Consider the following 25,575-nt stretch of genomic DNA (forward strand, 5'->3'; position numbering starts at 1 on the left):
GGTTCCTCAGGCTCCGTGGATGTGGGAGGCGTCGACGACGGTGACGGTGAGGACCGCGATCTCCTGTTCCTGCTGGCTGAAACGGACCCGGACCGTGTGCCGGGTGGAACCGCCGGGGTCCCGGTGCGCGGTCGCGGTGACCGGGACGTCCAGCTCGGCGAATCGGTGGAAGGCGGCCTCGAAGCCGACGGCGTAGGCCGGGGCCGGGATGCCGGACGAGGACCCGGCGGTGAGCAGCGCCAGCTGGCGGGCCGCCTCGACCAGGGTCATGGCCGGCAGGTGGTCGTAGTCGTGGTCGAAGAGCGCCGGATTGTCGAAGCGCGGCGCCACCCGGGCGGTGACGGTCCCGGCGGTGAACTCCGGCTCGCCGAGGACGACGTTGAGCGGGTTCTGCCGGCCCACCAGCGCCGGGGCGACGTGGGTGACGGGGCCCGGGACGGCGCTGAACTGTGAGCTGAGCGGCGCGGGGGTACCGCGCTGGGCGTGGCGCAGGATCTCGTTCTCCTCCGCCCGGAGGAAGAGCACGTCCATCCAGTGGTCGGCGACGTGCACGTCCCCCAGGAAGATCCGCTGCTCCAGCCGGCCCTTGCGGTACCTCCCGTTGCGCCGGGAGGTCTTGCCGTAGAAGTCGGTGTCGATGCGCGGCGGACCGGGCTCCCGCCCGATCCGCAGCGCGTGCGGTGCGTGGACCGTGAACTCGAAGGCGTCGACGATGGCGCAGGTCTCCCGCGGCACCCCGGCGTTGGTGTGCGATCCGGCGATCGCGGCCTGCCGCCCCGCCTCCAGCAGCAGCAGCGCGTCGTGCGCCTCGGGCCGCTGCGTGTGGTCGCTGTAGTAGAGGTGGGTCAGCGGCAGGTGGATCCCCGCCGTCACCGCCATGGGGCGGATCGACTGTACGTCGGTGACGAAGACCTCGGAGATCGCGGAGCGGTGCGCGAGGGACCGCTCGATGGTGCGCCCGTATCCGACGGCCGGGACCGCGGACGGTGTCACCTCGTCCAGCACCTGGGTGGTCATCAGTTCTCCTCCAGACCGGTTCGCACGATGGTGGGGCGGGCCGGTCAGGCGACCGGGGACGGCACCGGTGCCGGCTCGGCGACGCCGTCGTCGGCCGACACCGCGCCGCGCTTGATGAACAGGCCGCTCAGCGCGCCGAGCAGGACCACGGCCACACCGATCCACAGGGCCGACTCCAGGCCGTCGGTGAACGCCACCATCGGGTCGCCCGAGGTGTCGGCGTTGAACTGGTGGCTGAAGACGGTGGTGAGCGCGGCGACACCGAGGGCACCGCCGAACTCGCGGCTGGTGTTGTTGGCGCCGGACGCCTTGTTGTGCTCGCTCTCCCGGACCGAGGAGATCACCGTGGCCGGGTTGCCGGCGAAGACCAGGCCCATGCCGATCCCGGCCAGGGCCAGCGCGGGCACCATGGCGCCGTAGCCGATGTCGGGCGTGACGATCAGGGCGATCCAGCCCAGTCCGAGGCCTTGCAGGGCGCAGCCCGCGGCCTGCATCACGCCGCCGCCGATCCGGTCCACCAACTGGCTGGCGATGGGCACGACGATCATCGGGGCGACCGTCCAGGGCAGGGTGCGCAGCCCCGCCTCGAAGGGCGAGTAGCCCATGGGGCCCTGGAGGAACTGGGTGAGGTAGAAGATCGACCCGAAGACGCCGAAGTACATGGTGATCGAGACCACGTTGCTCAGCACGAAGGCCGGGACCCGGTACATGTGCACGGGGATCAGCGGGCTCGCGCTGACCCGCTCGGAGATCACGAACGCCACGGTCAGGACGACGGCGAGGGCGATGCCGATCAGGGTGCTGGTCTCGGTCCAGCCGTGGTCGGCGGCGGAGACGATGCCCCACACGGCGGTGACGACCGCGCCGGTCACCAGGACCATGCTGCCGACGTTGAGGGAGCGCTCGTTGCCACGGCTCTCCCGGACCGCCCAGAGGGCGAGCGGGAGGGTGAGCAGACCGACCGGCACGTTGATCCAGAAGATCCAGCTCCAGCTGATCTGCTCGGTCACCAGGCCGCCGGCGAGCGGGCCGATCGCGATGCCGAGGCCGTTGACGCCGCCCCACACACCGACGGCCATGTTCCGCTGCGCCCGGGGGACGGCGGCGACGGCCAGGGTGAGGGAGACGGGCAGGATGGCCGCGGCGCCCGCGCCCTGAAGGACACGTGCGGCGATCAGGGTCTCCACCGAGCCGGCCAGCGCGCAGCCCACGGAGGAGACGGTGAACAGGACGACGCCGGAGAGGAAGACCCGGCGGCGGCCGAAGCGGTCGCCCAGGGCGGCGCCGGCCAGCAGCAGGCCCGCGAAGGCCAGCACGTAGCCGTTCATCACCCACTGCAGCTCGGACTGCTTGACGTCGAAGTCCTGGCCGATGTCCACCAGCGCGTTGGTGACGATGAGGTTGTCCAGCGAGACCATGAACATGGGCAGCGATGTGGCGATCAGCGCCCAGAGCGACGCCTGGCCCTTCGTTGCGGTCATCGGATGTTCTCCTTGTTGCTCATACGGGACGGCAGGCGCCGGAGGGTGATCTGGTCCGACGTGGCACCGGCCAGGGCCGCGCCGACTTCGCCGCTGAGCACGTAGTCGCCGCACGGTGTGAACGCCACCGTGGTGGGGCCGCCGGTGGGCCAGGGCTTGATCTGGCTGGTGACGCGGGCGCTGCGCCAGCCGTCGCGCGAGGTGAGGACCGACACGCCGTCCTCGCCGCCCGGGACGCCGACTGCGGCGCCGATGGAGTTGGTGACGACGACCAGGGAGCCGTCGGGGCGCAGCTGGAGACCGTCCGTGCCGATCAGCGGCCGCGGCAGCCTCACCTCGGCCACCCTGCGGTGGGCGGGCGCGCCGGGGGTGATGCGGTACATCTCCCCGGTGTCGTAGCGGAGGCTGAGCAGGTAGCCGCGCGGATGCCAGACGACGCCGTTGAGGCCGACGATGTCCGCGGCGAAGCGCGGGTCGGTGACCACCGGGGTGACGTTGCCGGCCAGGTCGATCCGCTGGACCGTGTCGGAGACGGAGTCCGTGACGTAGATGTTGCCGCGCGGGTCGAAGGTCAGGTCGTTGGCGAAGGTCCGCTCCCGCCCGCCGGAGACGTCGATACGCCGCTCCAGCTGGCCGGTGTCCAGGTCGTAGACGGCGACCCCCGAGGTGGGCGGCTGGTCGCCGACGTCCAGGCGCTGGCGGATCCAGAAGTCGCTGTAGGCGACCAGGATGCGGTCGCGTGCCGTGTCCACCCGGATGCCGAGGGTGGACACCATGCCGATGCTGGGTGCGAGTTCGGTGACGGTGCCGTCCATCCGGATCACCGACAGGGTGCCCTTGAGGGCGGAGCCGACCAGGAAGGCCCGGCGGGTGGGGTCCCAGGCGATGCCTTCCGGGTAGACGTCGGTGGTCCGGCTGACGATGACGTCCGGTCCGTGCCGGTGGGCGGCCGAGGAAGCCGCCCGGGCGGTCTCCGCCACGGCGGCGGGGGCGGGCAGGAGTATCGGGGTCATCGTGGCGAGGGCGGCCGCTGTGGCTACCGCGACTCGTAGCGGGAGGGCGCGGGACACGGCGCTCCTTTCGTGGTGGGGGTCGGGAACTCTCCACGGGGTGCGGAGAGCCTCGGAGTCCCGGCAGCGCGGACCGGGGAGTCCCCGGCCGATGACGGATCCCACGCTCACCGGCCTGCGGAGCGGCGCCGGAACTAGCGGGCGGATGTGCCTACTTGCGACATGCCACGACTCTAGGAGCGCCACCGGGTGGGAAAACAGACAACCTAGGGCGTAGAGCGATGTCTCCTTGGTGGCAACTCACGTCTGTGAGCTGCGCGTTCGTCGCGTGCGTCGGTGACGGGCGCAGGTGCTCCGGGTGCGCGGCGGCGGACTCCCGGGAGGTGGCCGGTTCGCGCGGTGGCGCCGAGGGCCCGGGGCGTACTCCGGCCCGGTCCGCGGGGACGTGCGGAGCCCCCGCGCGCGCGGCCCGGACGCTCTGCGGGTGACCGCCCGCCACGGCTCGGCTGCTTCGACGCAGGCTGCGTCGCCAGGCGTCCGGCCGGCCGCAGTCACGACGTCAGGGCCCCGTGTGGCCGGTGGGAGGATGCCGGTACGGCGCGACGGAGGGGCGGGGAGCGTGGGGCGGGACGAGCGGGACACGGTCGCGAGGGGAACGCGACTGTACGAGGCGGCGCGGGCACTGGCCGGCGACCACGGGAGGGCGGTCGAGGCGGTACGGGCGGCGCTGAGGCCGATCCACGACACGATGGTGAGGCATGAGCTCGACGCCATCCCGGTCGCCCGGCTGCACGACGTCACCGAAGGGCGGCTGAGGCTGGGCAGCGTCGAGAAGAGCGGGCTGCGCACGGTGGGCGGAGTTCTCGAGGCAGGGCCCTACCGGTTGCGGCAGATCCCCGGTGTCGGGCAGCGCACCGTCGACCACCTGCTCGCCGCCGCCCGCCGGCTCTCCGAGGCCGTGCACGAGACCGTGGCCGTCCGTATCGACGTGGACCGGCCGGAGCCGGGGACCACCGCGCTCGTCACGGCCCTGCACGTACTGGTGGAGGCCGGCCCCGGCGTGTCCGGCGCGGTCGAGCGGGCCGCCGCCGTGTCGGAACGGCTCGGCACTCTGCTCGACGAGGCCAGGCCCGCGGCCGGCCGGTTCCGGATGCTTCTGTCGGGCCGGCAGAAGAAGGCCCGTGCCCTGGCGGCGGTCGCCGGGATCCGGGCGGTGGTGGACGAGGCGGAGGGGTCGGGCCTGCCCGGCCTGCTCGCCCAGACGTCGGTGGACCTGCTCAGAGGGCCTTCGTCCGACGTCGCGGCCTGGGTGGACTTCGAACTCCGTTCCGCCGACTACTACAGCCTGCTCGCCGAGGTCTCCGGGCGGCTGCCGGACGCGGCCGCCGCCGAGGGCTTCCTGCCGGACGGGATCGCCGAGCGGGTACGGACCCAGCATCTCGACGACACGCACCGGCGGGTCTCCCTGCGCGGCTACCAGGCCTTCGGGGCGCGGTTCGCGCTCGCGCAGCGCAGGGTGATACTCGGCGACGAGATGGGCCTCGGGAAGACGATCCAGGCGATCGCCGTGCTGGCCCACCTGGCCGCCGAGGGGCAGAGCCGTTTCATGGTCGTCTGCCCGGCGAGCGTCCTCGTGAACTGGACACGGGAGATCGAGGCCCGCAGCACCCTGCGCGTCGGGGTGCTCCACGGCCCCGACCGGCAGGACGCGTTCGCCGACTGGAAGGAGCGGGGCGGGGTGGCGGTGACCACGTTCGAGGCACTGCGCGGCTTTCCCGCGCCCGGTGCCACGCGGGTCGCGCTGCTGGTCGTCGACGAGGCGCACTCGGTCAAGAACCCGAAGGCCAAGCGGTCCCAGGCGGTGGCCGTGTGGGCGGAGAACAGCGGGCGTGCCCTGTTCATGACCGGGACTCCGATGGAGAACAGGGTCGGGGAGTTCCGCGACCTGGTCCGCATGCTCGACGGCGACGTGGCGGACTCCCTCGGCGAACGCGACGCGCTGGCCGGATCGGTCGCGTTCCGCAAGGCCGTGGCCCCGGTCTATCTGCGGCGCAACCAGGAGGACGTCCTGACGGAACTCCCGAGTCTGCAGCGGACCGACGAGTGGGAGGAGCTGAGCGCGTCGGACGAGGAGGCCTACCGCGAAGCCGTGCGCGCGGGCAACTTCATGGCGATGCGCAGGGCCGCGTACGCGCGCCCCGAGAAGTCGGCCAAGCTGGGCCGGCTCCGGGAGATCGTCCGGGAGGCCGGCGAGAACGGGCAGAAGTCGGTGGTCTTCTCCCACTTCAAGGACGTACTGGGCGTGGTGGAGCAGGCCCTCGCGACCGATGCCACCGATGCCACCGATGTCACCGAAGCTCCTGAAGCCACCGATGCCACCGACGGCATCCCGGTGTTCGGCCCGCTCACCGGGGACGTCCCGGCCGGCCGGCGGCAGCAGGTCGTCGACGACTTCGCCGCGGTGGCCGGCCCCGCCGTGCTCCTGGCGCAGATCCAGGCGGCGGGCGTCGGCCTCAACATGCAGGCCGCCTCCGTCGTCGTCATCTGCGAACCCCAGGTCAAACCGACCACCGAACACCAGGCGGTGGCCCGGGCCCACCGTATGGGCCAGGTCAGGCCGGTTCGCGTCCATCGCCTCCTCGCCACCGGGGGAGTGGACGAACGCCTGGTGAGGATGCTGGAGGCCAAGACGCGCCTCTTCGACGCCTACGCCCGTCGCAGCGCCGTGGCGGAGGCCTCCCCGGACGCCGTCGACGTGTCGGACACCGAGCTGGCGCGCCGGATCGTCGAGGAGGAACAGGCGCGCCTGGGCATGACGGACGACAGGCTGGCGGCGGCCGAGTGAGCCGGGTCAGCCGCCGACGGGCCTGAAGTCGGGGCCGTAGGTGCCCGTCCACACGGCGAAGGCGGTGACCCGGCCGGCGCCGTCCTCGCCGCCGAGCTCGTGCCACACCTGGCACCGGTGGCCGGTGTCGGCGCCCCGGTTGACGGCCTGGGCGGCCGGCATCTCGTCGCAGGACACCTTCTGCTCGTACCCGCCGCCGCCGTCCGCGCCGCGCTGCTCCCAGAACTCGTGATAGACGCGCTGGGCGACGAGGAGGTCCTTCTGCGGTTCCGCGTCGTACTGGATCAGGAAGCCGCCCTCCTTGTAGGAGTCGCTGACCGTCACCTCGTAGGGGATCTCCACGCCCTCGTACGTGGCCGTGCACGCGCTGGTCGCGGACGCCTTCAGGGTGACGCCGTCGGGGCAGTCGGCGGTGGTCTCGCCGTTCACCTTGGCGGCCCGCAGGAGATCCCTGCGGAGCTTGTGCTCGACCTTCTCCGTGAACTCCGCGCCGCTGTCCGGCTTCGGCTCCGGCGTCTTCAGGCCGTCGTCGGAGTCGACGACGCCGGACTGCGGCCCGGTCAGTCCGACGGCGAGCAACTGGTCCACGGGCTTGTGCTGTTCCCGCGACGAGCCGTCACCGGCCGAGCTCCGCTGGTTCGAGTCCTCTTCGGAACCACATCCCGCCGTCAGAAGAGCTGCGGCCACGACAACGGGAGCGATTCTGGAAATGCGCATGCCACGCACCCTAAAGGACAGGTAAAGCCCGCCGTGGGGCGGGGCCTGCCCGCAGGGCCGGGCGGTCGAGAAGGAGGCGGGTCCCCGCGCGGCCCGCGACCGGCGTGCGCCCGGGCCACGGCCCTCGCCGACTGAACGGCGGGTCAGGAGGCGGGACCGGCCCGCGGATCGCTCATACGGCACGGGGGCCCGCACATCCGTGAAGGGCCTCTTGTGCAATTCCTCTGGAAGCCTCAATCTTTCGGCTGACGCGCAAAAAGTCGCTCGGATTGACATGGCCATGACCCAATGGTCGTCGTCCGGACGGCCTGCTCGGCGTGCACGAACCCCACCACGCACCACCGACCGAGGAGGACCCCTCACATGGCAGTGCTGCGTCAGCACCCCCACCGCACCACCCGGCGAAGACTGGCCGCCGTCAGCGCCGCGGCCACCGCGGCCCTCGCCGCGAGCCTCGTCTCCGCGCTCCCCGCGGGCGCCGCCCCGGCCGCCGCGGAGGGCCGCGTCCAGTACCAGGACGCGGCCAACGCGGTCGCCGGCAGCTACATCGTGACGCTCAAGGCGGACGAGGCGAAGTCCGGTTCGGCCGAGGGCCGCGCCGTCGCGGACCGCCACGGCGCCGACATCGAGCACACGTACACCAAGGCCCTCAACGGCTACGCGGTCGAGGCCTCCGAGACGGAGGCGAAACGACTCGCCGCCGACCCGGCCGTCGCCTCCGTCGTCCAGAACCGCACCTTCCACGTCACCGGCACCCAGCCCAACCCGCCGTCCTGGGGCCTGGACCGCATCGACCAGCGAAACCTCCCGCTGGACGACTCGTACACCTACCCGGACGGCGCCGGTCAGGGCGTGACGGCGTACGTCATCGACACCGGCGTCCGCATCACCCACAACGACTTCGGTGGCCGCGCCTCCTACGGCTACGACGCCATCGACGACGACAACACCGCCCAGGACGGCCACGGCCACGGCACCCACGTCGCCGGCACCGTCGCGGGCGGCGCGTACGGCGTCGCCAAGCAGGCGGACATCGTCGGCGTCCGGGTGCTCGACAACTCCGGCTCCGGCACCACCGCGCAGGTCGTCGCCGGCATCGACTGGGTCGCCCGCAACGCGGTCAAGCCGGCCGTCGCCAACATGTCCCTCGGCGGCGGCGCCGACAGCGCCCTGGACGCGGCCGTCCGGGGCGCCATCGCCTCCGGCGTCACCTTCGTCGTCGCGGCCGGCAACGAGTCCACCAACGCCTCCACCAAGTCTCCGGCCCGGGTGTCGGAGGCGATCACGGTCGGCGCCACCACGTCGAGCGACGCCCGCGCGAGCTACTCCAACTACGGCTCGGTCCTGGACATCTTCGCGCCCGGCTCGTCCATCACCTCGGCCTGGAACACCGGCGACTCGGCCACCAACACCATCTCCGGTACGTCCATGGCGAGCCCGCACGTCGCCGGGGCCGCGGCCCTGCACCTGGCCGACAACCCCGCGGCCACTCCCGCCCAGGTCGCGTCCGCGCTGACGTCCGCCGCCACCAGCGGCGTCGTCTCGAACCCGGGCAGCGGCTCGCCCAACCGCCTGCTGAACGTGGGCGACGGCGGCACGACGCCCGAGCCGCCCGGCGACCGCTTCGAGAACGCCGGCGACTACACCATCCGGGACAACGCCACCGTCGAGTCCCCGGTGACCGTCTCCGGCGTCCCGGGCAACGCGCCCTCGTCGCTGGCCGTCGAGGTGGGCATCGTCCACAGCTACATCGGCGACCTCCAGGTCCAGCTGGTCGCCCCGGACGGCACGGCGTACACGCTGAAGGCGTACGGCACCGGCGGCAGCGCGAACAACATCGACACCACGTACACCGTGAACGCCTCCTCGGAGTCCGCGAACGGCACGTGGAAGCTGCGGGTCAGCGACAACGCGTCGTGGGACACCGGGCGGATCGACGCCTGGGCCCTCCAGTTCTGACGAAGTCCCGGCGGCCGGTCCTCTCCGGTAGGCAGACGTCCTCGTCCTCGCGGTGCGGCTCGGTGACCCGGCCCGCCGCGGGGACGAGGCGTGACGGCACCCTCGCCGCGCCGCCAAAGCCCCACGAGAAACGTGAGTTGCCGGACCGGCTGGTGCCGGAGCGGGCGATACTCGTCCCCGCCCCCCACTCACCGAGGCCAGGAGTCCGTCATGCTCTCGTCCCTGAAGGCCCTCAACATGCTGGTGATGTTCCTGCTGGAACTCGCGGTGTACACGGCGGTGGTGCTCTGGGGGTTCACCGCCGGCGACGGGTGGCCGGCCGAGTGGGCCCTGGGGCTGGGCGCTCTTGCCGTGATGATCACCGCGTGGGCGCTGTTCGGCTCGCCCCGGGCGAAGTACGCGGTGCACGGGGGCGGGCGGGTCGTCCTGGAGGTGCTGTGGTTCGGCACCGGTGCCGCCGCCCTGGCGGCCTCCGGGAATCCGGGCTGGGCAGCGGCCTTCAGCGGTGTCTACGTCGTCAACGCGGCGCTTCGGGCACTGTGGAAGCAGTGACGCCTCAGCGGCCGTTCTCGTCCTCGCGGTGCGGCTCCGGGTCGGTGACCCAGCCCGCCGCGAGGACGAGGCGTGAGTGCCGGTGCACGGCGAGGAAGCCGAAGGGGCGGTCGAAAACGGCCCGCACGGTGGTGCGCGGCCAGCGCGGCCTCGGCATCCCGGCGCCCGTCGCGCTCATCGCCGTCACCGCGGCGGCCTCGAAGCCCCGGGCGTCGAACCGGGCCAGGGCGGACTGCCGGGCCGCCCCGACGCACAGGGGGTACGGGCTGACGCCGGGGAAGTGACCGGGAACGGCCCGCGCGGCCGTCGTCAGCCCGAACAACTCCGGCCGGTCCAGCAGGTCGTGGTCGGCCGTCATGCCGTACGCCGGTGCCGTCACGTCCAGCGTCGGCGGCTCCGGTGTCGTCGTGTGTTCCCGTACGACGCTCAGACCGGGGCCCACGTCTCCGTACGGCAGGCGGGGACCCGGCACGACCGGGTGCGTGCGCGCGAGGACGCCGATCCCCGCCCCCAGCACCCGTCCGGGCGCCATACCCTCCTCGCCGAGCAGCAGATGGACGTCGACGGCGGTGTCGCCCAGTACCTTCAGCTCGGTGACATGGCCGTCGGGCGTGTCCGCCACGCCGATCCGGTCCAGCAGCGTGCTCTCCCGCCACAGGCCCCGCAGCTCACGCCCCCGCCACGGTCCGCTCTCCGGCGCGAGGTACCCCTCCTCGAAGGGCCGCAGCCACCGGGTCCGCAGCGCCAGCGCGCTCGCCAGCACCATCTCGGTGTCCGGTGCGACCGCCGCCGGCATCCGCTCGATCAGCCCGCCCGTGCGCTTCGCCGCCCAGGCGTCCAACGCCTCCCGGTCGGCCGTCGCGTCACCCGTGAACACCCCGTGCGCGTCGGCGGGCAGTCCCGCCCGCCACCGCTCGCGCAGCTCGAGGGTGCGCCCGGTCCACAGGCCCAGGGCCGTCTCCAGGCCGCGCACCGGGCCGAGTCCGGCGAGCAGTTCGCGGGCCGCGCCGCCCGCCCGGTCGGCCGGGACGCCCACCGCCTGAGCCAGCTCCGCCCGGGCCGCGCCCGCCGCGCCGTCCGCGAGCAGGGCGAGCAGGGGCCACACACCCACCGCGGAGAACACCGTGCCGCCGCTCGTGGTGGCCGCCCAGCGCGCGGTGAGCGCGTTCACCGCGCGGATCGTCGCCCTCGAAACCCGCATACCGCCCCCGTCGCCGCGCGCTTACCATGCGCTTTGTGATCGGCGGGCCGGCCGCCCGCCGGGCCCGGCCCCGCACCCCCAGTCCCGCGGCGCCTTCGCGTCACCGCCCGAAACAGGAGCACGGTACACGTGTCCATACCGCCGCCGCCCGGACCCCAAGGGCCCTTCTCCCAGGGGCAGTACCCACAGGGGCAGCATCCGCAGGGCCAGTACCCGCAGGGGCCGTATCCCGGGCAGCAGCCCTATCCGGGCCATCCGGGCTATCCGGGTCATCCAACCCATCCGGGTGGCTGGGGGCAGCCCGGCCCGCCCTACGGGGCCCACCCCCGGAAGCCGCCCGTCAACGGTGTCGCCATCGCCGCGTTCGTGCTCGGTGTCTTCTGCTGCGTGCCGGCGGTCGGGCTCGTGCTGGGGCTGATCGCGCTGGCCCGGATCAGGAGGAGGGGCGAGCGGGGCAAGGGGTTCGCCGTGGCCGGTTCCGTGCTGTCCTCCGTGGGGCTGGCCCTGTGGGTGGTGTCGCTCGACACGGGCGCCGCCGCCGGCATCTGGGACGGCTTCCGGGACGCCGCGCGCGGCGGGGGCACCGCCTACTCGCTCGAGAAGGGCCAGTGCCTCACCACCCCCAGCGGTTCCCTGGAGGGAGTGACGTACGACGTCGACGAGGTGCCCTGCGAGGAGGAACACGACGGCGAGGTGTTCGCCTCCTTCGGACTGCCGGGCGGAGCCTTCCCCGGAGACGACACGGTCACCCGGATCGCCGACGACCGTTGCTACGCGCTCCACGACGACTACGCCATGGACACCTGGGCCCTGCCCGCCGACGTCGACGTGTACTACCTGACACCGACCCCGCAGAGCTGGCGTACGGGCGACCGGGAGATCACTTGCCTGTTCGGGAACACGGACGAGCGGGGCCGGCTGACCGGCTCCCTGCGCAACGACGAGACGACGCTGGACGCCCACCAGCTCGCGTACCTGAAGGCGGACGGCGTCCTGAACACGGCGATGGATTCGGTGCCCTTGTCCGAGTCCTACGAGGACGACCCGAGTGCCCACCGGGCGTGGGCGGGCCGGGTGGCCCGCGCGCTGACCGAGCAGGCCGGGATGTTGCGCGAGCACTCCTGGTCCGTCGGCGCCGAACAGCCGGTCACCGAGCTGATCGGGAACCTGGACGAGGCGGGGAAGGCGTGGGCCCTGGCGGAGGCGGCCACCGAAGCCGACCTCTACTACACGCACCTGGACGAGGGGTTCGGGCTCATGGACTCCGAGAGGACGGTCACCGCGCGCGAGGCCCTGGGCCTGTCCACGACGCCGCCCGTCTACGAGGAGGACGGCGGCGGCGCGGGAGAGGCACCCGGCAAGGAGGTGTGACGGCGGCCGCAGCGGGGAGAAAGTGCCTGCGTAAAGCCTCTTGGGGCCAGAGTCATCACTTCGAGTGATTCTCTGGCCTTTGCTTGCCTGGCACAACCTACGGTTGCCACGCTGTTGCTGTCTGTACAACCTGATGGGAGCGGCCAGTGACATTCGGTGAGCAGCCGGCGTATCTGCGTGTCGCGGGTGATCTCCGTAAGAAGATCACCGACGGCCTGCTGCCGCCCCACACCCGCCTCCCGTCCCAGGCGCGGATCCGCGCGGAGTACGGAGTCTCGGACACCGTCGCCCTCGAGGCGCGCAAGGTGCTGATGGCCGAGGGGCTGGTCGAGGGCCGCTCCGGCTCCGGGACGTATGTGCGCGAGCGGCCCGTGCCCCGGCGTGTCGCCCGCTCCGGCTTCCGGCCGGCCGGCGGTGTCACCCCCTTCCGGCAGGAGCAGGCCGACGGCGAGGCGCGCGGCACGTGGGAGTCGCGCAGCGAGCAGACCGAGGCGAGCGGCCCCGTCGCCGAGCGGCTCGGGATCAAGCCCGGGGACCGGGTGATGTGCACGCGGTACGTCTTCCGGGAGGGCGGCGAGGCCATGATGCTCTCCACCTCCTGGGAGCCGCTGGAGCTCACCGGCCGCACGCCGGTGATGCTGCCCGAGGAAGGGCCGCTCGGCGGCATGGGCGTCGTCGAGCGGATGGCCGCCATCGACGTCGTCGTCGACAACGTCACCGAGGAGGTCGGCGCCCGCCCCGGCCTCGCCGATGAGCTGCTCGCCCTGGGCGGCGTTCCGGGGCACGTGGTCCTGGACATCCAGCGCACCTTCTACGCCTCGGGCCGGGCGGTCGAGACGGCCGACGTGGTCGTTCCGGCCGACCGGTACCGGGCGGCGTACCACCTGCCCGTCAAGTAGCGGCGCCGCCGGGGCAGTTCAGGTGGCCCCCGTGGTGTGAGATGGCGCACGCCTCCCGTGCGCCCCTCGCGCCCTTTTCCCGCGCTCGCACTGGTACCCGCTCACCGTGCCGCTCTTCGCGCGGCGCCGTGATCGAGCCGTTCCCGCAGGTCGTCCCCATGGCCCCCGGCATGCCTCCGACCGGTGGCGTCGGCGCGCGGGGGCGGCGCGTTCTGTGTCGTGCGCCCCTGCGTTCTGGCTGGTTGCGTACCTCTTTGTGCAAAGCCGTATTCGCTGCGTGAAGGTTAGGCGTAGGGTCGGGCATATGCGGATCGGGGTTTCCTTAGCGGGCGAGGTGCGGCGCGGGCGGTGGACGGGAAGCGGAGGGGCGCGATGAACGACGGCATGGTCACTCTTCCCTGGCTGGTCTTCCGGCAGGACGACAACGGCAATCGCTACCGCGTGGGCAGGTACGCGACCCGGGCCGAGGCCCAGCGGATCGCGGACAACCTCGACGGTCGCGGCCACAAGCAGCTCTACTGGGTCGAGGAACTCGGCCCGAACGGAACGGGCCCGGCGGACTGACCGCCCCGGCGGACCCCGTCGGCGGGCGCCGCCCGCCGGTCCGGACGGACCGGCCGATGCCGCCCACCGGCGCGGGCGGGCCGTAGGCTCCGGCCCATGGAAGAACGGATCGTGGTGGGTGCCGCGCTGGTCGACGGCGGACGCCTGCTCGCCGCGCGCCGCAGCGCACCGGCCGAGCTGGCCGGACGGTGGGAGCTGCCCGGCGGCAAGGTCGAGGCGGGTGAGGCGCCCGAGGCGGCGCTCGTACGTGAACTGCGCGAGGAACTGGGTGTGACGGCCGAGCCCGGTGAGCGGGTCCCGGGGCAGTGGCCGCTCAGAACCCCGTTCGTCCTGCACGTGTGGACCGCGCGACTGCTCCCCGGATCCGCCGCCCCCGAGCCTCTGGAAGACCACGACGCCCTGCGCTGGCTCGCCCCCGCCGAGATCTGGGACGTGCCCTGGCTCGACCAGGATGTGCCGGCCGTCCAGAGGGCGCTCGTCCACCTGGGACTGGAGACGACGGACGCGCCGGGCGCGTGAGCGGACCGGTGTGAGCGTCCTGTACGCCGTTGGTGCCACAGTGCGCCCCTCCGTGCGGTACCCGCACGTCGATATCGGGTATGTCCCTATCAACCCCACCAAACAGGACGTGGTTGGGGGATTGTCGGCCGGGGAAGTGATCGGCGTGATCGACAACGAAGGCGGCTGTGCCGAATGGGTCTTCCCCGCGGCACCGGACGCCGTGCGGACCGCCCGCTCCCTCGTTCGCGACGCGCTGTGCGGGTGGGGTCTCGACAGTGTCGGAGACATCGCCGCCCTGCTGGTCAGTGAGCTGGTGACCAACGCCCTGCGGCACGCCACCGGCCCCATCGGTGTCCGCCTGGTGCGCCGCCCCGCCGGCCCCGGCGGCGTCCTGCTGGTGGAGGTCTCCGACCCGCTCCCCGACCCGCCCCGTGCGCGGGTCGCCCACACCGGTGACGAGGGCGGCAGGGGTCTGCGGCTGGTGGCCTCCTCCGCGAGCCGTTGGGGGACCCGGCCCGGTGAGGTGGGTAAAACGGTGTGGTTCGAACTCGCGGTGCCGGGATGGCCGGTGGTGCGCCGCTCCGTCGTGACGACATGTCCTGATATCGACACCGCTCATGTCGATCAACTGGTTCAGGCCAGTGGCAGTTGTGGAACTACGTGATTCGATGCCGTGTCCGCTGGTTAGAAGACTGGAAGTGTTGTCACGGTCCGGACCGAAAAGCATCGGGACCGTGCTGTGATCGTGAACACCGTGTTGTGCGGCGCCGTAGTGCTGGATACTGCGGGCAGCCGCCCCCGGTGACCGGTGCCGGACGCGGTGAGCTGGAGGGGACGGTTCGCGTGAGCGAGATACCAGCGAGGGCCTCGGAGCCCGAGGGCCCGTCGGGCGGTGCGTCGGACGACGCGCCGTTCGCTGACGCGGTGTGGCAGAGCAGCCCGCCCGGCTCCATCTACGACTACGTCAAGGTCGCGTCCTTCTCCATCGGCCCCGACGGGCTCGTCGACCAGTGGAGTCTGCGCGCGGAGCAACTGCTCGGCATCCGGGCCGAGCACGCCGTGGGCACCGACCCCATCGAGGCCTTCGTCGATCCCGACCTGCGGGAACGGGGCCAGCGCAAGATGGCCGAGATCCTGGACGGACGGGAGTGGACCGGCGTGGTCCCCTTCCGGGTGCCGGACGACGACGCCGACGGCGAGCGGAGCCGGCGCGGACAGCGCGGACTCGCCGAGGTCTACGTCATGCCGACCCGCACGGAGGACGGGGAGAAGGCCGCCGTCTGCATCGTCGTCGACGTCCGCGTCCTGCGCAGCATCGAGACCGACCTCGCCGCCTCACAGGCCATATTCGGCCAGTCTCCGTTCGGCTTCCTGCTGATCGACCCCGACCTCAGGGTGCGCCGTGCCAACGAGCGGTTCGCCTCGGTCTTCGGCGGCACACCCGACGACCACCGGGGCAAGGGCGTCCACGACTACCTGCCGCGCCCCGAAGCGGACCGGGTCTCCGCGACCCTGCGCCGGGTGCTGGAGACCGGCGACTCCATCACCGACATGCACGTCACGGGCTTCGCGCCGAACTCCGACGAACGCCGCCACTGGTCCGTCAACCTCTACCGCGTACACAGCGGTTCCGGCCGGCCCATCGGCATCTCCTGGCTCGGCACCGACGTCACCGCCCGCCGTGAGGCCGCCCGCGAGGCCGCCTCCGCCCGGCGCAATCTCGCCCTCCTCAACGAGGCGGGCGCCCGCATCGGCAACTCCCTCGACCTGGAGACCACCGCCCGCGAACTCCTCGACGTCGTCGTCCCCGGCTTCTGCGACCTGGCCACCGTCGACCTCTACCAGGGCCTGCTGGCCGGCGACGAGACCCCGCCCGGACTGGCCGACGGCAGCGCGGAGCTGCGCCGCGTCGCCTTCTCCAGCGCCGTCTCCGACGTGCCGTTCCACGGCACCGGCGAGCGGGTCCGGCTGGGCGCCGTCCACCACTACCCGTTCAACTCGCCCTGCGCCGACGCCCTGCGCACCGGCCGCCCGCGCGCCGTCCCCGCCGAGGACGGCGGCCTCGTGCAGTCCACGCTCGCCGTGCCGATGGTCGCCCACGACACGGTCGTCGGACTCGCGCAGTTCGCCCGGACCAAGGGCAGTGAACCCTTCGGCGACCGCGACCGCGACCTCGCCGTCGAACTGGCCGCGCGCGCCGCCGTCTGCATCGACAACGCCCGTCTCTACCGGCGCGAGCACGAACGCGCTCTGATACTGCAGCGCTCCCTGCTCCCACCCGGCGACCCCGAGGCGTCCGGCCTCGACATCGCCTGCCGCTACCTGCCCGGAAACGCGGCCACCGGCCGGCCCAGCGAGGTCGGCGGCGACTGGTTCGACGTCATCGAACTGCCCGGACACCGCACCGCCCTGGTCGTCGGCGACGTCATGGGCCGAGGCCTGCGCGCCGCCGTCGCGATGGGCGAACTCCGCACGGCCGTCCGCACCCTGGCCGGGCTCGACCTCGAACCGGCCGAGGTGCTCGCCCAGCTGGACGAGATCGCCCGCGGCCTCGGCGCCCCCGGAGGTGTCCAGCAGGCCACCCGGGCCGCCCGCCGCCCCCGCGAGGCGGACCTCTCCGAGGTCTACCTGGCGACCTGCGTCTACGCCGTCTACGACGCGGTGACCAGGCGCTGCACCTTCGCCAACGCGGGCCACCTGCCCCCCGTCCTGGTCGAGCCCGGCGAGACCGCGCTGATGCTGGACGTGCCGCCGGGACTGCCGCTCGGCGTCGGCGGGGAGCCCTTCGAGGAGGTGGAGGTCGAACTGCCCGAAGGCGCCCTGCTCGCCCTCTACACCGACGGACTGGTCGAAAGCCGTGACCACCCCCTCGACGAGGGCCTCCAGTCCTTCGTGGGCGCGCTCACGGACTCCACACGCCCCCTCGAGGACGTCTGCGACCAGGTCCTCAACACCCTCGACAGCCACCACGCCGAGGACGACATCGCCCTGCTGATGGCCCGCGTCCAGGGCCTGCCCAGCGAGTCCGTCGGGGACTGGACGCTGCCGCGCGAGCCGCGCAGCGTCGGCCGGGCCCGCGAGCTGGCCCGCGCCCAGCTGCTCGACTGGGACCTGGAGCCGCTGGTCGACACGACGGAGCTGCTCGTCAGCGAACTGGTCACCAACGCCCTGAGGTACGGCGAGGGCGAGATCAGACTCCGCCTCCTCCTCGACCGCACCCTGGTCTGCGAGGTCTGGGACTCCGGCCTGGTCCAGCCCCGCCGGCGCCGCGCCCGCGACACCGACGAGGGCGGCCGGGGCCTGCAACTGGTCGGCCTGCTCAGCGCGGCCTGGGGCTCACGCCGTACGCCACGCGGCAAGACGGTCTGGTTCGAACTGCCCCTGCCGGGCGCCGACACCCAGCTGGCGGACCCGGCGGAGGCGTTGCTGAGCCTGTTCTGACGTGTTCCGGCGTGCGCCCCGGTGTCACCTCCCGGTTCCGGGGCGGCCCGGGGTCGTACGGGTCCGGGCGCGCCGGGTGCGGCGCACATGACCGTATCCGGCCAGAAGCAGGGCCGCCCCGGCCGTGACCAGGGGCGGCACCAGGTCGGCGGAGATCACGGCGCCGCACTCCCGGCCGCAACCGGAACGCCGGTTCGAATCGTCCATGTCGGCGACACGTCCGGAGCGTATGCGCGTGAACCGGCCACCGCGACCGGGGACGGGCCACAGGGAGGGGAACGCCGTGGACCACACGGAACCGAGCACGGACCCGAGAGCCGCCGGCCCGGCAGCCACCGACCCCGCGACAACGGCCGGCCCGGCCGCCATCGATCCGGCCGCCATCGATCCGGCCGCCACCGACGGCGAGGACGCCCGTACGAGAAGGAAGAGACGGGTCCGCCGCATCCGCCGCACCACCCTCGCCGTCCTCCTCGTCCTGCTCCTCCCCCTCCTCGCCGCCGAGACCGCCCTGCGCGTCACCTACATGGGCGACCCCGCCGACGGCACCCACACCAGGAACCGCGACGCGATGTGGCTCGGCCACGCCTGGGTCGACGGCCGCAAGGACGACGCCGACCTCGCCGCCTTCGCCCGCCGCGTCGAGGCCACCGGCATCCGTGACCTGTACGTCCACACCGGACCGATGGAGCACGACGGCACCCTGCCCGAGTCCCTGTACCCCAGGGCCCGCTGGCTGATCGACGCCGTCCACCGCGAGCTGCCCGGTGTCCGCGTCCAGGCCTTCCTCGGCGACGTCCTCGCCACCGAGAGCGCCGACGGCATGCGGCTGGCGAAGGCCGACACCCGCGCCGCCGTCGTCGACTCCGCCCGCCAGGTCCTGGACGTGGGCTACGACGGCGTCCACCTCGACCTGGAGCCCCTGCGCTCCGGCGACCGGGACTATCTCTCCCTCCTGGACGACCTGCGCGCCGTCACCCGTGCCCAGGACGCGCCGCTCTCGGTGGCCGCCCACCAGATCGACCCGCTCCCGGCCCTCCACTCCGTCTTCGGCGTCTTCACCGAGAACCCCAAGTGGTGGTCGCAGGAGTTCTTCGGCCAGGTCGCCCGCCGCGTCGACCAGATCGCCGTGATGACGTACGACACCGCGCAGCCGCTGGAGGGCACCTACGGCGGCTACGTGGCCCAGCAGACCTCCCTCGCCCTGGAGGTCACCCCGCCCACCACCCACCTGCTGATGGGCCTGCCCTTCTACTACGAGAGCAACTTCGACCACTGGGGCCACGCCGAGACCGTCGAGGCCGCCGTCCGGGGCGTCCGCCTCGGCCTCTCCCGGACGGACGCCGACCGCGAACTCTTCGGTGTCGCCCCGTACATCGACTTCGCGGCCACGGAGACGAACTGGGACGAGTACCGCGAGGGCTGGGTCCGCTGAGCCGGGCGTGACCGTCAGGACCGGCGCCTGATCTTCGACCCCAGCCACACCAGCGGGTCGTACTTGCGGTCCACCGCCCGTTCCTTCAGCGGGATCAGCGCGTTGTCGGTGATCTTGATGCCCTCGGGGCAGACCTCCGTGCAGCACTTGGTGATGTTGCAGTATCCGAGGCCGTGCTCGTCCTGGGCCGTGCGTCCCCGGTCCAGGCCGGTGTCGTCGGCCGCGTCCAGCGGGTGCATGTCCAGTTCGGCGACGCGCATGAGGAAGCGCGGGCCCGCGAAGGCCGGCTTGTTCTCCTCGTGGTCACGGACGACATGGCAGGTGTCCTGGCACAGGAAGCACTCGATGCACTTGCGGAACTCCTGCGAGCGGTCCACGTCCTCCTGCGTCATCCGGTACTCGCCGGGCCCGAGGTCGGCGGGCGGGACGAAGGCCGGGATCTCGCGGGCCTTGGTGTAGTTGAAGCCGACGTCCGTCACCAGGTCGCGGACGACCGGGAAGGCACGCAGCGGCGTGACGGTGATCGTCTCCTCGGGGGTGAAGACGGACATCCGGGTCATGCACAGCAGCCGCGGCCGCCCGTTGATCTCCGCCGAGCACGAACCGCACTTGCCCGCCTTGCAGTTCCAGCGCACGGCGAGGTCGGGGGCCTGGGTGGCCTGGAGGCGGTGGATGATGTCGAGGACCACCTCGCCCTCGTTCACCTCGACGCGGAAGTCCTCCAGACCACCGCCCTCGACATCGCCCCGCCACACCTTGAAGCGGGCCTCGTAGCCGCTGCTCATCAGGACAGCTCCTCCTCGGCGAGGTACTTGACCAGCTCGTCCTTCTCGAAGAGCGCGAGCAGGTCGGGCCGGACGGGCTCGGTGGCCGTCCGCTCCAAAGTGATCTGACCGCTCTCCGGGTCGGCCGCCGCCAGGACGCCCGTCGGGTCGGTCAGGGAGCACAGCAGGTTGGCGGAGCGCCACCGGCGGTCCATGGACGGATGGTCCTCCCGGGTGTGCCCGCCGCGCGACTCGGTGCGTTCCAGCGCGGCCCGCGCCACGCACTCGCTGACCAGCAGCATGTTGCGCAGGTCCAGGGCGAGGTGCCAGCCCGGATTGAACTGCCGGTGCCCCTCCACGCCGGCCCGCCGGGCGCGTACCCGCAGCTCTCCGAGCTTCTCCAGGGCCTGCTTCATCTCCGGCTCGCGGCGGATGATGCCCACCAGGTCGTTCATCGTCTGCTGGAGCTCCTGGTGGAGGGTGTACGGGTTCTCCGGCGGGCCGTCGGAGGGCTCGGGTGCCTCCGCCTCGGCGGAGAACGGCCGCAGCGCCTCCGCGGCGGCGGCGTCGACCTGGGCGTCGTCCACCCGGGGCCGTGCTCCCGGCGCCCTGCCCGCCGCGTACTCGGCCGCGTGCCGGCCCGCCCGGCGCCCGAAGACCAGCAGGTCGGACAGCGAGTTGCCGCCGAGCCGGTTGGAGCCGTGCATGCCGCCGGCCACCTCACCGGCCGCGTACAGCCCCGGCACCCCGCGCGCGGCGGCCGTGTCGGAGTCGACGGCGATGCCGCCCATCACGTAGTGACAGGTGGGCCCGACCTCCATCGGCTCCGCCGTGATGTCGACGTCGGCCAGCTCCTTGAACTGGTGGTACATCGAGGGCAGCCGTCGCTTGATCACCTCGGCGGGCATCCGCGTCGAGACGTCCAGGAAGACACCGCCGTGCGGTGAGCCCCGGCCCTCCTTCACCTCGGCGTTGATCGCGCGCGCGACCTCGTCCCGGGGGAGCAGCTCGGGGGGCCGCCGGTTGTGGTCCGGGTCGTCGTACCAGCGGTCGCCCTCCTCCTCCGTCACCGCGTACTTGTCCTTGAAGACGTCGGGGACGTAGTCGAACATGAACCGCTTGCCCTCGGAGTTCCTGAGCACCCCGCCGTCGCCGCGCACCGACTCGGTGACGAGGATGCCCTTCACCGACGGCGGCCAGACCATCCCCGTCGGGTGGAACTGCACGAACTCCATGTTCAGCAGCGGCGCCCCGGCCAGCAGCGCCAGCGCGTGGCCGTCCCCGGTGTACTCCCACGAGTTCGACGTCACCTTGAAGGACTTGCCGATGCCGCCGGTGGCGATCACCACCGAGGGTGCCTCCAGCACGAAGAAGCGGCCGGTCTCCCGCTCGTAGCCGAAGACGCCGGAGACCTGGCCGTCCTCCTTGAGCACGCGGGTGACCGTGCACTCCTGGAAGACCTTCAGGTGGGACTCGTGGTCCCCGGTCTCCCGGAAGTCCTCCTGCTGGAGCGAGACGATCTTCTGCTGGAGGGTGCGGATCAGTTCCAGGCCCGTACGGTCGCCGACATGCGCGAGGCGCGGGTACTCGTGGCCGCCGAAGTTGCGCTGCGAGATCCTGCCGTCCTTCGTACGGTCGAACAGCGCGCCCCAGGTCTCCAGCTCCCACACCCGCTGCGGGGCCTCCTGGGCGTGCAGCTCGGCCATCCGCCACTGGTTGAGGAACTTGCCGCCGCGCATGGTGTCGCGGAAGTGGACCTGCCAGTTGTCGCCGGAGTTGGCGTTGCCCATGGCGGCCGCGATGCCGCCCTCGGCCATCACGGTGTGCGCCTTGCCGAACAGCGACTTGCAGATCACGGCCGTACGGGCGCCCCGCTCGCGGGCCTCGACGGCGGCGCGCAGCCCGGCGCCGCCCGCGCCCACCACGACGACGTCCCATTCCTGCCGGTCGACCACGGACATCAGAACAACCTCGGATCGTCGAAGGCGCCGGAAGCGACGAGATACACGTAGAAGTCGGCGAGCGCGACGCTCACCAGCGACGCCCAGGCCAGCTGCATGTGGCGGGCGTTGAGCTTGCCGACCCACTGCCACATCCGGTAGCGCACGGGGTGCCGGGAGAAGTGTTTGAGCTTGCCGCCGACGATGTGCCGGCAGGAGTGGCAGGAGAGGGTGTACGCCCAGATCAGCACGATGTTGGCCAGGAACACCAGCGTCCCCAGGCCCATGTGGCCCCAGGCGTAGTCCTCGTCGCGGAAGGCGAGCACCGTGTCGTAGGTGAGGATGAGCGCGACCAGCAGCGCCGCGTAGAAGAAGTACCGGTGGATGTTCTGCACGACGAGCGGGAACCGGGTCTCGCCGGTGTACTTCTTGTGCGGCTCGGCCACCGCGCAGGCCGGCGGGGACGCCCAGAAGCCCCGGTAGTAGGCCTTGCGGTAGTAGTAGCAGGTCAGGCGGAAGCCGAGCGGGAAGACCAGGATGATGATCGCGGGGGAGATGCCCCACCAGCTGCCGAGGATCTCCCAGTTGGGCCCGGAGCGCATCGGCTCGCAGTTCTCCGCCAGACACGGGGAGTAGAAGGGCGAGACGTACGGGGCCGCGTAGTAGTCCGCGTTCGCGAAGGCCCGCCAGGTCGAGTAGACGACGAAGGCCAGCAGGCCGGCGGCGGTGGCGGCCGGTGCCAGCCACCAGCGGTCGGTGCGCAGGTGCGGGGCGCGGATGGCGGCGCGCGTCGGGGTGTGGACGCCGGTGCCTCGGGGACGGGGTTCGGCGGCTGGCGGTTCCGTACCAGTGGCCACTGGGCGACTCCGGTGGGTCGGGTCGGGGCGGGTCGGGGCTCAAAGGGTGCGACGGGTCGGGTCAGGGGCGCGGCGGATCGGGTTCAGGGGGCGCGGCGGTCGCGGGCGCCGAGGCCCTCGTCGTCCGAGTCCGTCCACAGCGAGCCGTCGTACGGCGCGTCGGAGATCGTGACGAGGTCCTGGCGCCTGGGCGCGTCGGACGCGGCGGACACCGCCCGCAGCAGCGCGACGCTCTCACGCAGATGGTCGGCGTCGGTGCGGATCCGGCGGACCTCCAGGCCGCCGCTGCCCAGCCGCTGCTCCAGCCGGGTCACCGACCGGGACAGTTCGTCGAGACTGCGCTGGATCGATGACAGGTCGTCGTGCACGGACATGACGTGACCTCACTTCCGCCGGAGCTTCCGTAGGGCACGGCACGGAGCCGGCCCTGGGTGACGACGTGGCGACGCTCATGCGCCTGAGAGTGTCGCGCGTCACACCTGTCGGTGGGAAGGGATGTGCGGCGATTGGCCGGGGCGTGTCGGTGCGTCGCGGGTGGCATTGCGCCGCACGGGTGGGCTTGCGCACCGTCGCCGCCGTGTCTCCCGGCGTCGCCGAACCGTTTCCTCTTCAGTGGCCGCATCCCCGTCCGGATACAAATGATCAACTCCAAATACCGCATATAAGGCACATGCCGCTGAAAGTGACCATCACGCCCGCGGCCCTCCGGAGGTAGCAGAGATGTCCTACGTCGGTGTAGGACCGAGCGCGGTCATGCGCTCGGTCGCCTTCCTCACCGCGGGTGTGCTCGCGGTCCCCGCGCTGGCCGGCTGCAGCTCCGAGGACCCGTCGGGCAAGCCGCTCGCCGAGCAGGACATCGCCTCCGCGGCCCGCGCCCGGGTCTCCGACGGCGGCACCCTGCGCTGGGCCGTGGACTCCGTGCCGGACACGCTGAACGCCTTCCAGTCGGACGCCGACGCCACCACGACCCGCGTCGCGCAGGCCGTGCTGCCCTCGATGTACCGGATGGACGAGACGGGCCGCCCGGTGCGCGACCCCGACTACCTGGAATCGGCCGAGGTCGTCGAGACCGAGCCCAAGCAGGTCGTCGTCTACAAGCTCAACCAGCAGGCCGTCTGGAGTGACGGCCGGGAGATCGGCGCCGCTGACTTCGCCGCCCAGTGGCGCGCCCTGTCCGGCAAGGACAGCGCCTACTGGACCGCCCGCAACGCCGGCTACGACCGCATCGAGAAGATCGAACGCGGCGCCGGCGACCTGGAGGTCAAGGTCACCTTCAGCCGGCCCTACGCCGACTGGAAGTCCCTGTTCACGCCGCTGTACCCGAAGAGCGTCACGGGCACCCCGGACGCCTTCAACGACGGCGCGCGCCGCAAGCTGAAGATCACCGCCGGGCCCTTCGCCCTGGAGAAGGTCGACACCGAGGACGACGAGATCGTGCTCGCGCCGAATCCGCGCTGGTGGGGCGACCCGCCCAAGCTGGACAAGATCGTGCTGCGCGCCGTACCCCGCGACAAGCGGGTCTCCGAGCTGGTCGCCGGCAAGCTCGACCTGGCCGAGATCGACCCCGACACGGCCGAGCAGGTCGCCCTGGCCGCCGGGCCCCGGGACGCCGGCACCGGTACCCCTCTGATGGGCCCGCAGGGCACCCCGGCCGCGGGCTCGGGCGGCTCACCGCTCCAGGGCCCCCAGGGCACCTTGGCGGCTCAGGCGCTGCGGTCCTGGGCCATCGCCAACGGCTCCGACGAGGAGGCCGCCGACGAGGAGATCCTGGCCCGCGAGAAGCGGCGCGAGGCCCGGGAGAAGTTCGAACGCCGGCAGAAGGCCCTCAGCGGCTTCGAGGTCCGCAAGTCGCTGGAGCCCGCCTACACCCAGCTCGCCCTGAACGGCGCCGACGGCCCTCTCGCCGACGAACGCGTCCGCCGGGCGGTGGCCCGCGCCCTGGACCGCGAGAAGCTGGCGGAGGCGGTGCTGAAGCCGCTGGGTCTGCCCGCCGAGCCGGTGGGCAGCCACCTCGCACTGTCCGGCCAGGCCGCCTACGCCGACGGCAGCGGCGCGCTCGGCGACCAGAACGCCAAGGAGGCCCGTGCCCTCCTGGCGGACGCCGGGTGGGTGCCCGGCGGGCCGGTGAAGGAGTCCGAGGACGGCGAGAAGGCGGCCGGCGCCGAGAAGTCGGAGGACGGCGAGGACGGGGAGAAGTCCGAGGGCGGCGACGAGGGGACGTACATCGTCGGCGAGGACGACAAGAACACGGACGGCGGGGAAGAGGGCGAGAAGGAAGCCGAGGAGCGAGGCGGGAAGGACGAGAAGGGGGAGGAGGAGAAGGACGGGCGCAGCAGCGGCAAGAACACCGCCCAGGGCGGCGCCCCCGGTGCCTACGCCCCCAAGGGCACCGCCGCCCCGGCCGGTTCCGCGGTGGCCCCGCTCGCCAAGGACGGCAAGGCGCTCACCCTGAGCTTCGTACTCCCCTCCGGCCCCGGCTCCGACGCCCTGCGTACCGTGGCCGACCGCGTCTCGGACATGCTGGAGGAGATCGGCATCGGCACCGAGATCACCAAGGTCCCGGACGAGAGCTACTTCAAGGACCACGTCGCCTCCGGCGAGTACGACCTGGCGCTCTACTCCTGGCCCGCCTCCGCCTTCCCCGCCACCGACGCGCGCCCCATCTACGCCAAGCCCGTCCCGGCCGCCGACGGCTCCCTGAACGTCGCGCAGAACTACACCCGGGTCGGCACCGACCAGGTCGACCAGCTCTTCGACCAGGCCGTGGCCACCCTGGACCAGAAGAAGGCCCGGGACCTGCTCCGCAAGGCCGACTCCCGGATCTGGGCGGCGGCCGGCTCCATCCCCCTCTACCAGCGCCCCCAGCTCATGGCGGCCCGGAAGAACCTGGCCAACGCGGGCGCCTTCGGTTTCGAGACCCCGGTCCACGAGGACATGGGCTTCCTCGAGAAGGGCGCCCAGGGCTCCCGTCCGTCGGTGAATCCGTCCTCCTGACCAGGGTTCCCGGCCCCTGCGGGCCCC

20 protein-coding genes and 1 pseudogene are annotated in these 25,575 nt (G+C 72.4%); 11 read left to right on the plus strand and 10 right to left on the minus strand.

The annotated features are described in order from the left end of the window. Positions 1 to 6: 6 nt before the first annotated feature. The 3 genes from ACH4NX_RS11780 to ACH4NX_RS11790 are packed head-to-tail and all read right to left on the minus strand — an operon-like array spanning position 7 to position 3,511. On the minus strand, positions 7 to 1,017 hold the full coding sequence (locus tag ACH4NX_RS11780; protein WP_398127859.1) for an AfsA-related hotdog domain-containing protein: 1,011 nt from the start codon (positions 1,015 to 1,017) through the stop codon (positions 7 to 9). A 44-nt stretch (positions 1,018 to 1,061) separates the two neighbouring features. Next, complete coding sequence (locus tag ACH4NX_RS11785; RefSeq protein WP_398127858.1) at positions 1,062 to 2,498, minus strand: MFS transporter; 1,437 nt, start codon at positions 2,496 to 2,498, stop codon at positions 1,062 to 1,064. Next, positions 2,495 to 3,511, minus strand: a complete 1,017-nt coding sequence (locus tag ACH4NX_RS11790) for an SMP-30/gluconolactonase/LRE family protein (RefSeq protein ID WP_351396386.1) — start codon at positions 3,509 to 3,511, stop codon at positions 2,495 to 2,497. Before ACH4NX_RS11790 ends, ACH4NX_RS11785 begins: the two co-directional genes overlap by 4 nt. Positions 3,512 to 4,094: 583 nt before the next feature. Between ACH4NX_RS11790 and ACH4NX_RS11795 the strand changes: the two genes are divergently transcribed. Then, positions 4,095 to 6,353 (plus strand): DEAD/DEAH box helicase, encoded by a 2,259-nt coding sequence (locus tag ACH4NX_RS11795; RefSeq protein ID WP_398127857.1) that lies wholly within the window; start codon positions 4,095 to 4,097, stop codon positions 6,351 to 6,353. A 6-nt stretch (positions 6,354 to 6,359) separates the two neighbouring features. Here the strand turns inward: ACH4NX_RS11795 and ACH4NX_RS11800 are convergent, their stop codons facing one another. After that, the gene (locus ACH4NX_RS11800) at positions 6,360 to 7,070 is read right to left on the minus strand and encodes a hypothetical protein (protein ID WP_351396392.1); all 711 of its coding nucleotides are present in this window, start codon (positions 7,068 to 7,070) and stop codon (positions 6,360 to 6,362) included. 363 nt (positions 7,071 to 7,433) lie between these two features. On the opposite strand from ACH4NX_RS11800, the gene ACH4NX_RS11805 reads away from it, so the two are divergent. Both ACH4NX_RS11805 and ACH4NX_RS11810 read left to right on the plus strand, forming a co-directional pair. Next, entirely contained in the window at positions 7,434 to 9,029 is a 1,596-nt protein-coding gene (locus tag ACH4NX_RS11805; protein ID WP_351396395.1) for a S8 family peptidase, read from the plus strand. A 210-nt stretch (positions 9,030 to 9,239) separates the two neighbouring features. Next, positions 9,240 to 9,581 (plus strand): YrdB family protein, encoded by a 342-nt coding sequence (locus ACH4NX_RS11810; protein WP_351396398.1) that lies wholly within the window; start codon positions 9,240 to 9,242, stop codon positions 9,579 to 9,581. Between the two features lie 4 nt (positions 9,582 to 9,585). Here ACH4NX_RS11810 and ACH4NX_RS11815 read toward each other — a convergent pair whose 3' ends face one another. Continuing rightward, positions 9,586 to 10,782, minus strand: a complete 1,197-nt coding sequence (locus tag ACH4NX_RS11815) for a serpin family protein (RefSeq protein WP_398127856.1) — start codon at positions 10,780 to 10,782, stop codon at positions 9,586 to 9,588. 129 nt (positions 10,783 to 10,911) lie between these two features. On the opposite strand from ACH4NX_RS11815, the gene ACH4NX_RS11820 reads away from it, so the two are divergent. The 6 genes and pseudogenes from ACH4NX_RS11820 to ACH4NX_RS11845 all read left to right on the plus strand — a co-directional run bounded on the left by ACH4NX_RS11820 (position 10,912) and on the right by ACH4NX_RS11845 (position 17,558). Next, a complete protein-coding gene (locus ACH4NX_RS11820) occupies positions 10,912 to 12,153 on the plus strand; it encodes a DUF4190 domain-containing protein (RefSeq protein WP_398127855.1) in 1,242 nt (413 codons plus the stop codon). 146 nt (positions 12,154 to 12,299) lie between these two features. Further along, positions 12,300 to 13,052: a GntR family transcriptional regulator gene (locus ACH4NX_RS11825; protein ID WP_351396407.1), complete on the plus strand. Its 753-nt coding sequence runs from the start codon at positions 12,300 to 12,302 to the stop codon at positions 13,050 to 13,052. A gap of 372 nt (positions 13,053 to 13,424) precedes the next feature. Continuing rightward, a complete protein-coding gene (locus tag ACH4NX_RS11830) occupies positions 13,425 to 13,616 on the plus strand; it encodes an SPOR domain-containing protein (RefSeq protein ID WP_351396410.1) in 192 nt (63 codons plus the stop codon). Between the two features lie 96 nt (positions 13,617 to 13,712). Then, positions 13,713 to 14,135, plus strand: coding sequence for a (deoxy)nucleoside triphosphate pyrophosphohydrolase (locus tag ACH4NX_RS11835; RefSeq protein ID WP_398127854.1), 423 nt, complete (start codon positions 13,713 to 13,715; stop codon positions 14,133 to 14,135). Between the two features lie 136 nt (positions 14,136 to 14,271). Continuing rightward, a pseudogene (locus ACH4NX_RS11840) lies at positions 14,272 to 14,676 on the plus strand (ATP-binding protein); the annotation flags it as partial. Positions 14,677 to 14,960: 284 nt separating this feature from the next. Next, positions 14,961 to 17,558 carry a SpoIIE family protein phosphatase gene (locus ACH4NX_RS11845; RefSeq protein ID WP_351396416.1) on the plus strand — a complete coding sequence of 866 codons (2,598 nt, stop codon included), beginning with the start codon at positions 14,961 to 14,963 and terminating at the stop codon, positions 17,556 to 17,558. 24 nt (positions 17,559 to 17,582) lie between these two features. Here the strand turns inward: ACH4NX_RS11845 and ACH4NX_RS11850 are convergent, their stop codons facing one another. Further along, positions 17,583 to 17,765: a hypothetical protein gene (locus ACH4NX_RS11850; RefSeq protein ID WP_398127853.1), complete on the minus strand. Its 183-nt coding sequence runs from the start codon at positions 17,763 to 17,765 to the stop codon at positions 17,583 to 17,585. A gap of 76 nt (positions 17,766 to 17,841) precedes the next feature. Between ACH4NX_RS11850 and ACH4NX_RS11855 the strand changes: the two genes are divergently transcribed. Further along, complete coding sequence (locus ACH4NX_RS11855; RefSeq protein ID WP_351396422.1) at positions 17,842 to 18,993, plus strand: glycosyl hydrolase family 18 protein; 1,152 nt, start codon at positions 17,842 to 17,844, stop codon at positions 18,991 to 18,993. Between the two features lie 14 nt (positions 18,994 to 19,007). Here the strand turns inward: ACH4NX_RS11855 and ACH4NX_RS11860 are convergent, their stop codons facing one another. From ACH4NX_RS11860 to ACH4NX_RS11875, 4 genes are all read right to left on the minus strand, one after another. After that, the gene (locus ACH4NX_RS11860; protein ID WP_351396425.1) at positions 19,008 to 19,778 is read right to left on the minus strand and encodes a succinate dehydrogenase/fumarate reductase iron-sulfur subunit; all 771 of its coding nucleotides are present in this window, start codon (positions 19,776 to 19,778) and stop codon (positions 19,008 to 19,010) included. Further along, complete coding sequence (locus ACH4NX_RS11865) at positions 19,778 to 21,718, minus strand: fumarate reductase/succinate dehydrogenase flavoprotein subunit (protein WP_351396428.1); 1,941 nt, start codon at positions 21,716 to 21,718, stop codon at positions 19,778 to 19,780. The genes ACH4NX_RS11860 and ACH4NX_RS11865 overlap by 1 nt, the downstream gene beginning before the upstream one ends. Then, positions 21,718 to 22,554, minus strand: coding sequence for a hypothetical protein (locus tag ACH4NX_RS11870; RefSeq protein ID WP_351396431.1), 837 nt, complete (start codon positions 22,552 to 22,554; stop codon positions 21,718 to 21,720). Before ACH4NX_RS11870 ends, ACH4NX_RS11865 begins: the two co-directional genes overlap by 1 nt. An 83-nt stretch (positions 22,555 to 22,637) precedes the next feature. Next, a complete protein-coding gene (locus ACH4NX_RS11875) occupies positions 22,638 to 22,928 on the minus strand; it encodes a hypothetical protein (protein ID WP_351396433.1) in 291 nt (96 codons plus the stop codon). Between the two features lie 346 nt (positions 22,929 to 23,274). Between ACH4NX_RS11875 and ACH4NX_RS11880 the strand changes: the two genes are divergently transcribed. Then, the gene (locus ACH4NX_RS11880; RefSeq protein ID WP_398127852.1) at positions 23,275 to 25,548 is read left to right on the plus strand and encodes an ABC transporter family substrate-binding protein; all 2,274 of its coding nucleotides are present in this window, start codon (positions 23,275 to 23,277) and stop codon (positions 25,546 to 25,548) included. Positions 25,549 to 25,575 lie beyond the last annotated feature (27 nt).

Source organism: Streptomyces sp. NPDC017225 (genome assembly GCF_044331465.1).
GTDB lineage: Bacteria > Actinomycetota > Actinomycetes > Streptomycetales > Streptomycetaceae > Streptomyces.

Excerpts from the sequence above, each read along its gene's own strand:
- ACH4NX_RS11780 (WP_398127859.1), bottom strand. The coding sequence starts at position 1,017 with ATGACCACCCAGGTGCTGGACGAGGTGACACCGTCCGCGGTCCCGGCC.
- ACH4NX_RS11785 (WP_398127858.1), bottom strand. The coding sequence starts at position 2,498 with ATGACCGCAACGAAGGGCCAGGCGTCGCTCTGGGCGCTGATCGCCACA.
- ACH4NX_RS11790 (WP_351396386.1), bottom strand. The coding sequence starts at position 3,511 with ATGACCCCGATACTCCTGCCCGCCCCCGCCGCCGTGGCGGAGACCGCC.
- ACH4NX_RS11795 (WP_398127857.1), top strand. The coding sequence starts at position 4,095 with ATGCCGGTACGGCGCGACGGAGGGGCGGGGAGCGTGGGGCGGGACGAG.
- ACH4NX_RS11800 (WP_351396392.1), bottom strand. The coding sequence starts at position 7,070 with ATGCGCATTTCCAGAATCGCTCCCGTTGTCGTGGCCGCAGCTCTTCTG.
- ACH4NX_RS11805 (WP_351396395.1), top strand. The coding sequence starts at position 7,434 with ATGGCAGTGCTGCGTCAGCACCCCCACCGCACCACCCGGCGAAGACTG.
- ACH4NX_RS11810 (WP_351396398.1), top strand. The coding sequence starts at position 9,240 with ATGCTCTCGTCCCTGAAGGCCCTCAACATGCTGGTGATGTTCCTGCTG.
- ACH4NX_RS11815 (WP_398127856.1), bottom strand. The coding sequence starts at position 10,782 with ATGCGGGTTTCGAGGGCGACGATCCGCGCGGTGAACGCGCTCACCGCG.
- ACH4NX_RS11830 (WP_351396410.1), top strand. The coding sequence starts at position 13,425 with ATGAACGACGGCATGGTCACTCTTCCCTGGCTGGTCTTCCGGCAGGAC.
- ACH4NX_RS11835 (WP_398127854.1), top strand. The coding sequence starts at position 13,713 with ATGGAAGAACGGATCGTGGTGGGTGCCGCGCTGGTCGACGGCGGACGC.
- ACH4NX_RS11850 (WP_398127853.1), bottom strand. The coding sequence starts at position 17,765 with ATGGACGATTCGAACCGGCGTTCCGGTTGCGGCCGGGAGTGCGGCGCC.
- ACH4NX_RS11860 (WP_351396425.1), bottom strand. The coding sequence starts at position 19,778 with ATGAGCAGCGGCTACGAGGCCCGCTTCAAGGTGTGGCGGGGCGATGTC.
- ACH4NX_RS11865 (WP_351396428.1), bottom strand. The coding sequence starts at position 21,718 with ATGTCCGTGGTCGACCGGCAGGAATGGGACGTCGTCGTGGTGGGCGCG.
- ACH4NX_RS11875 (WP_351396433.1), bottom strand. The coding sequence starts at position 22,928 with ATGTCCGTGCACGACGACCTGTCATCGATCCAGCGCAGTCTCGACGAA.
- ACH4NX_RS11880 (WP_398127852.1), top strand. The coding sequence starts at position 23,275 with ATGTCCTACGTCGGTGTAGGACCGAGCGCGGTCATGCGCTCGGTCGCC.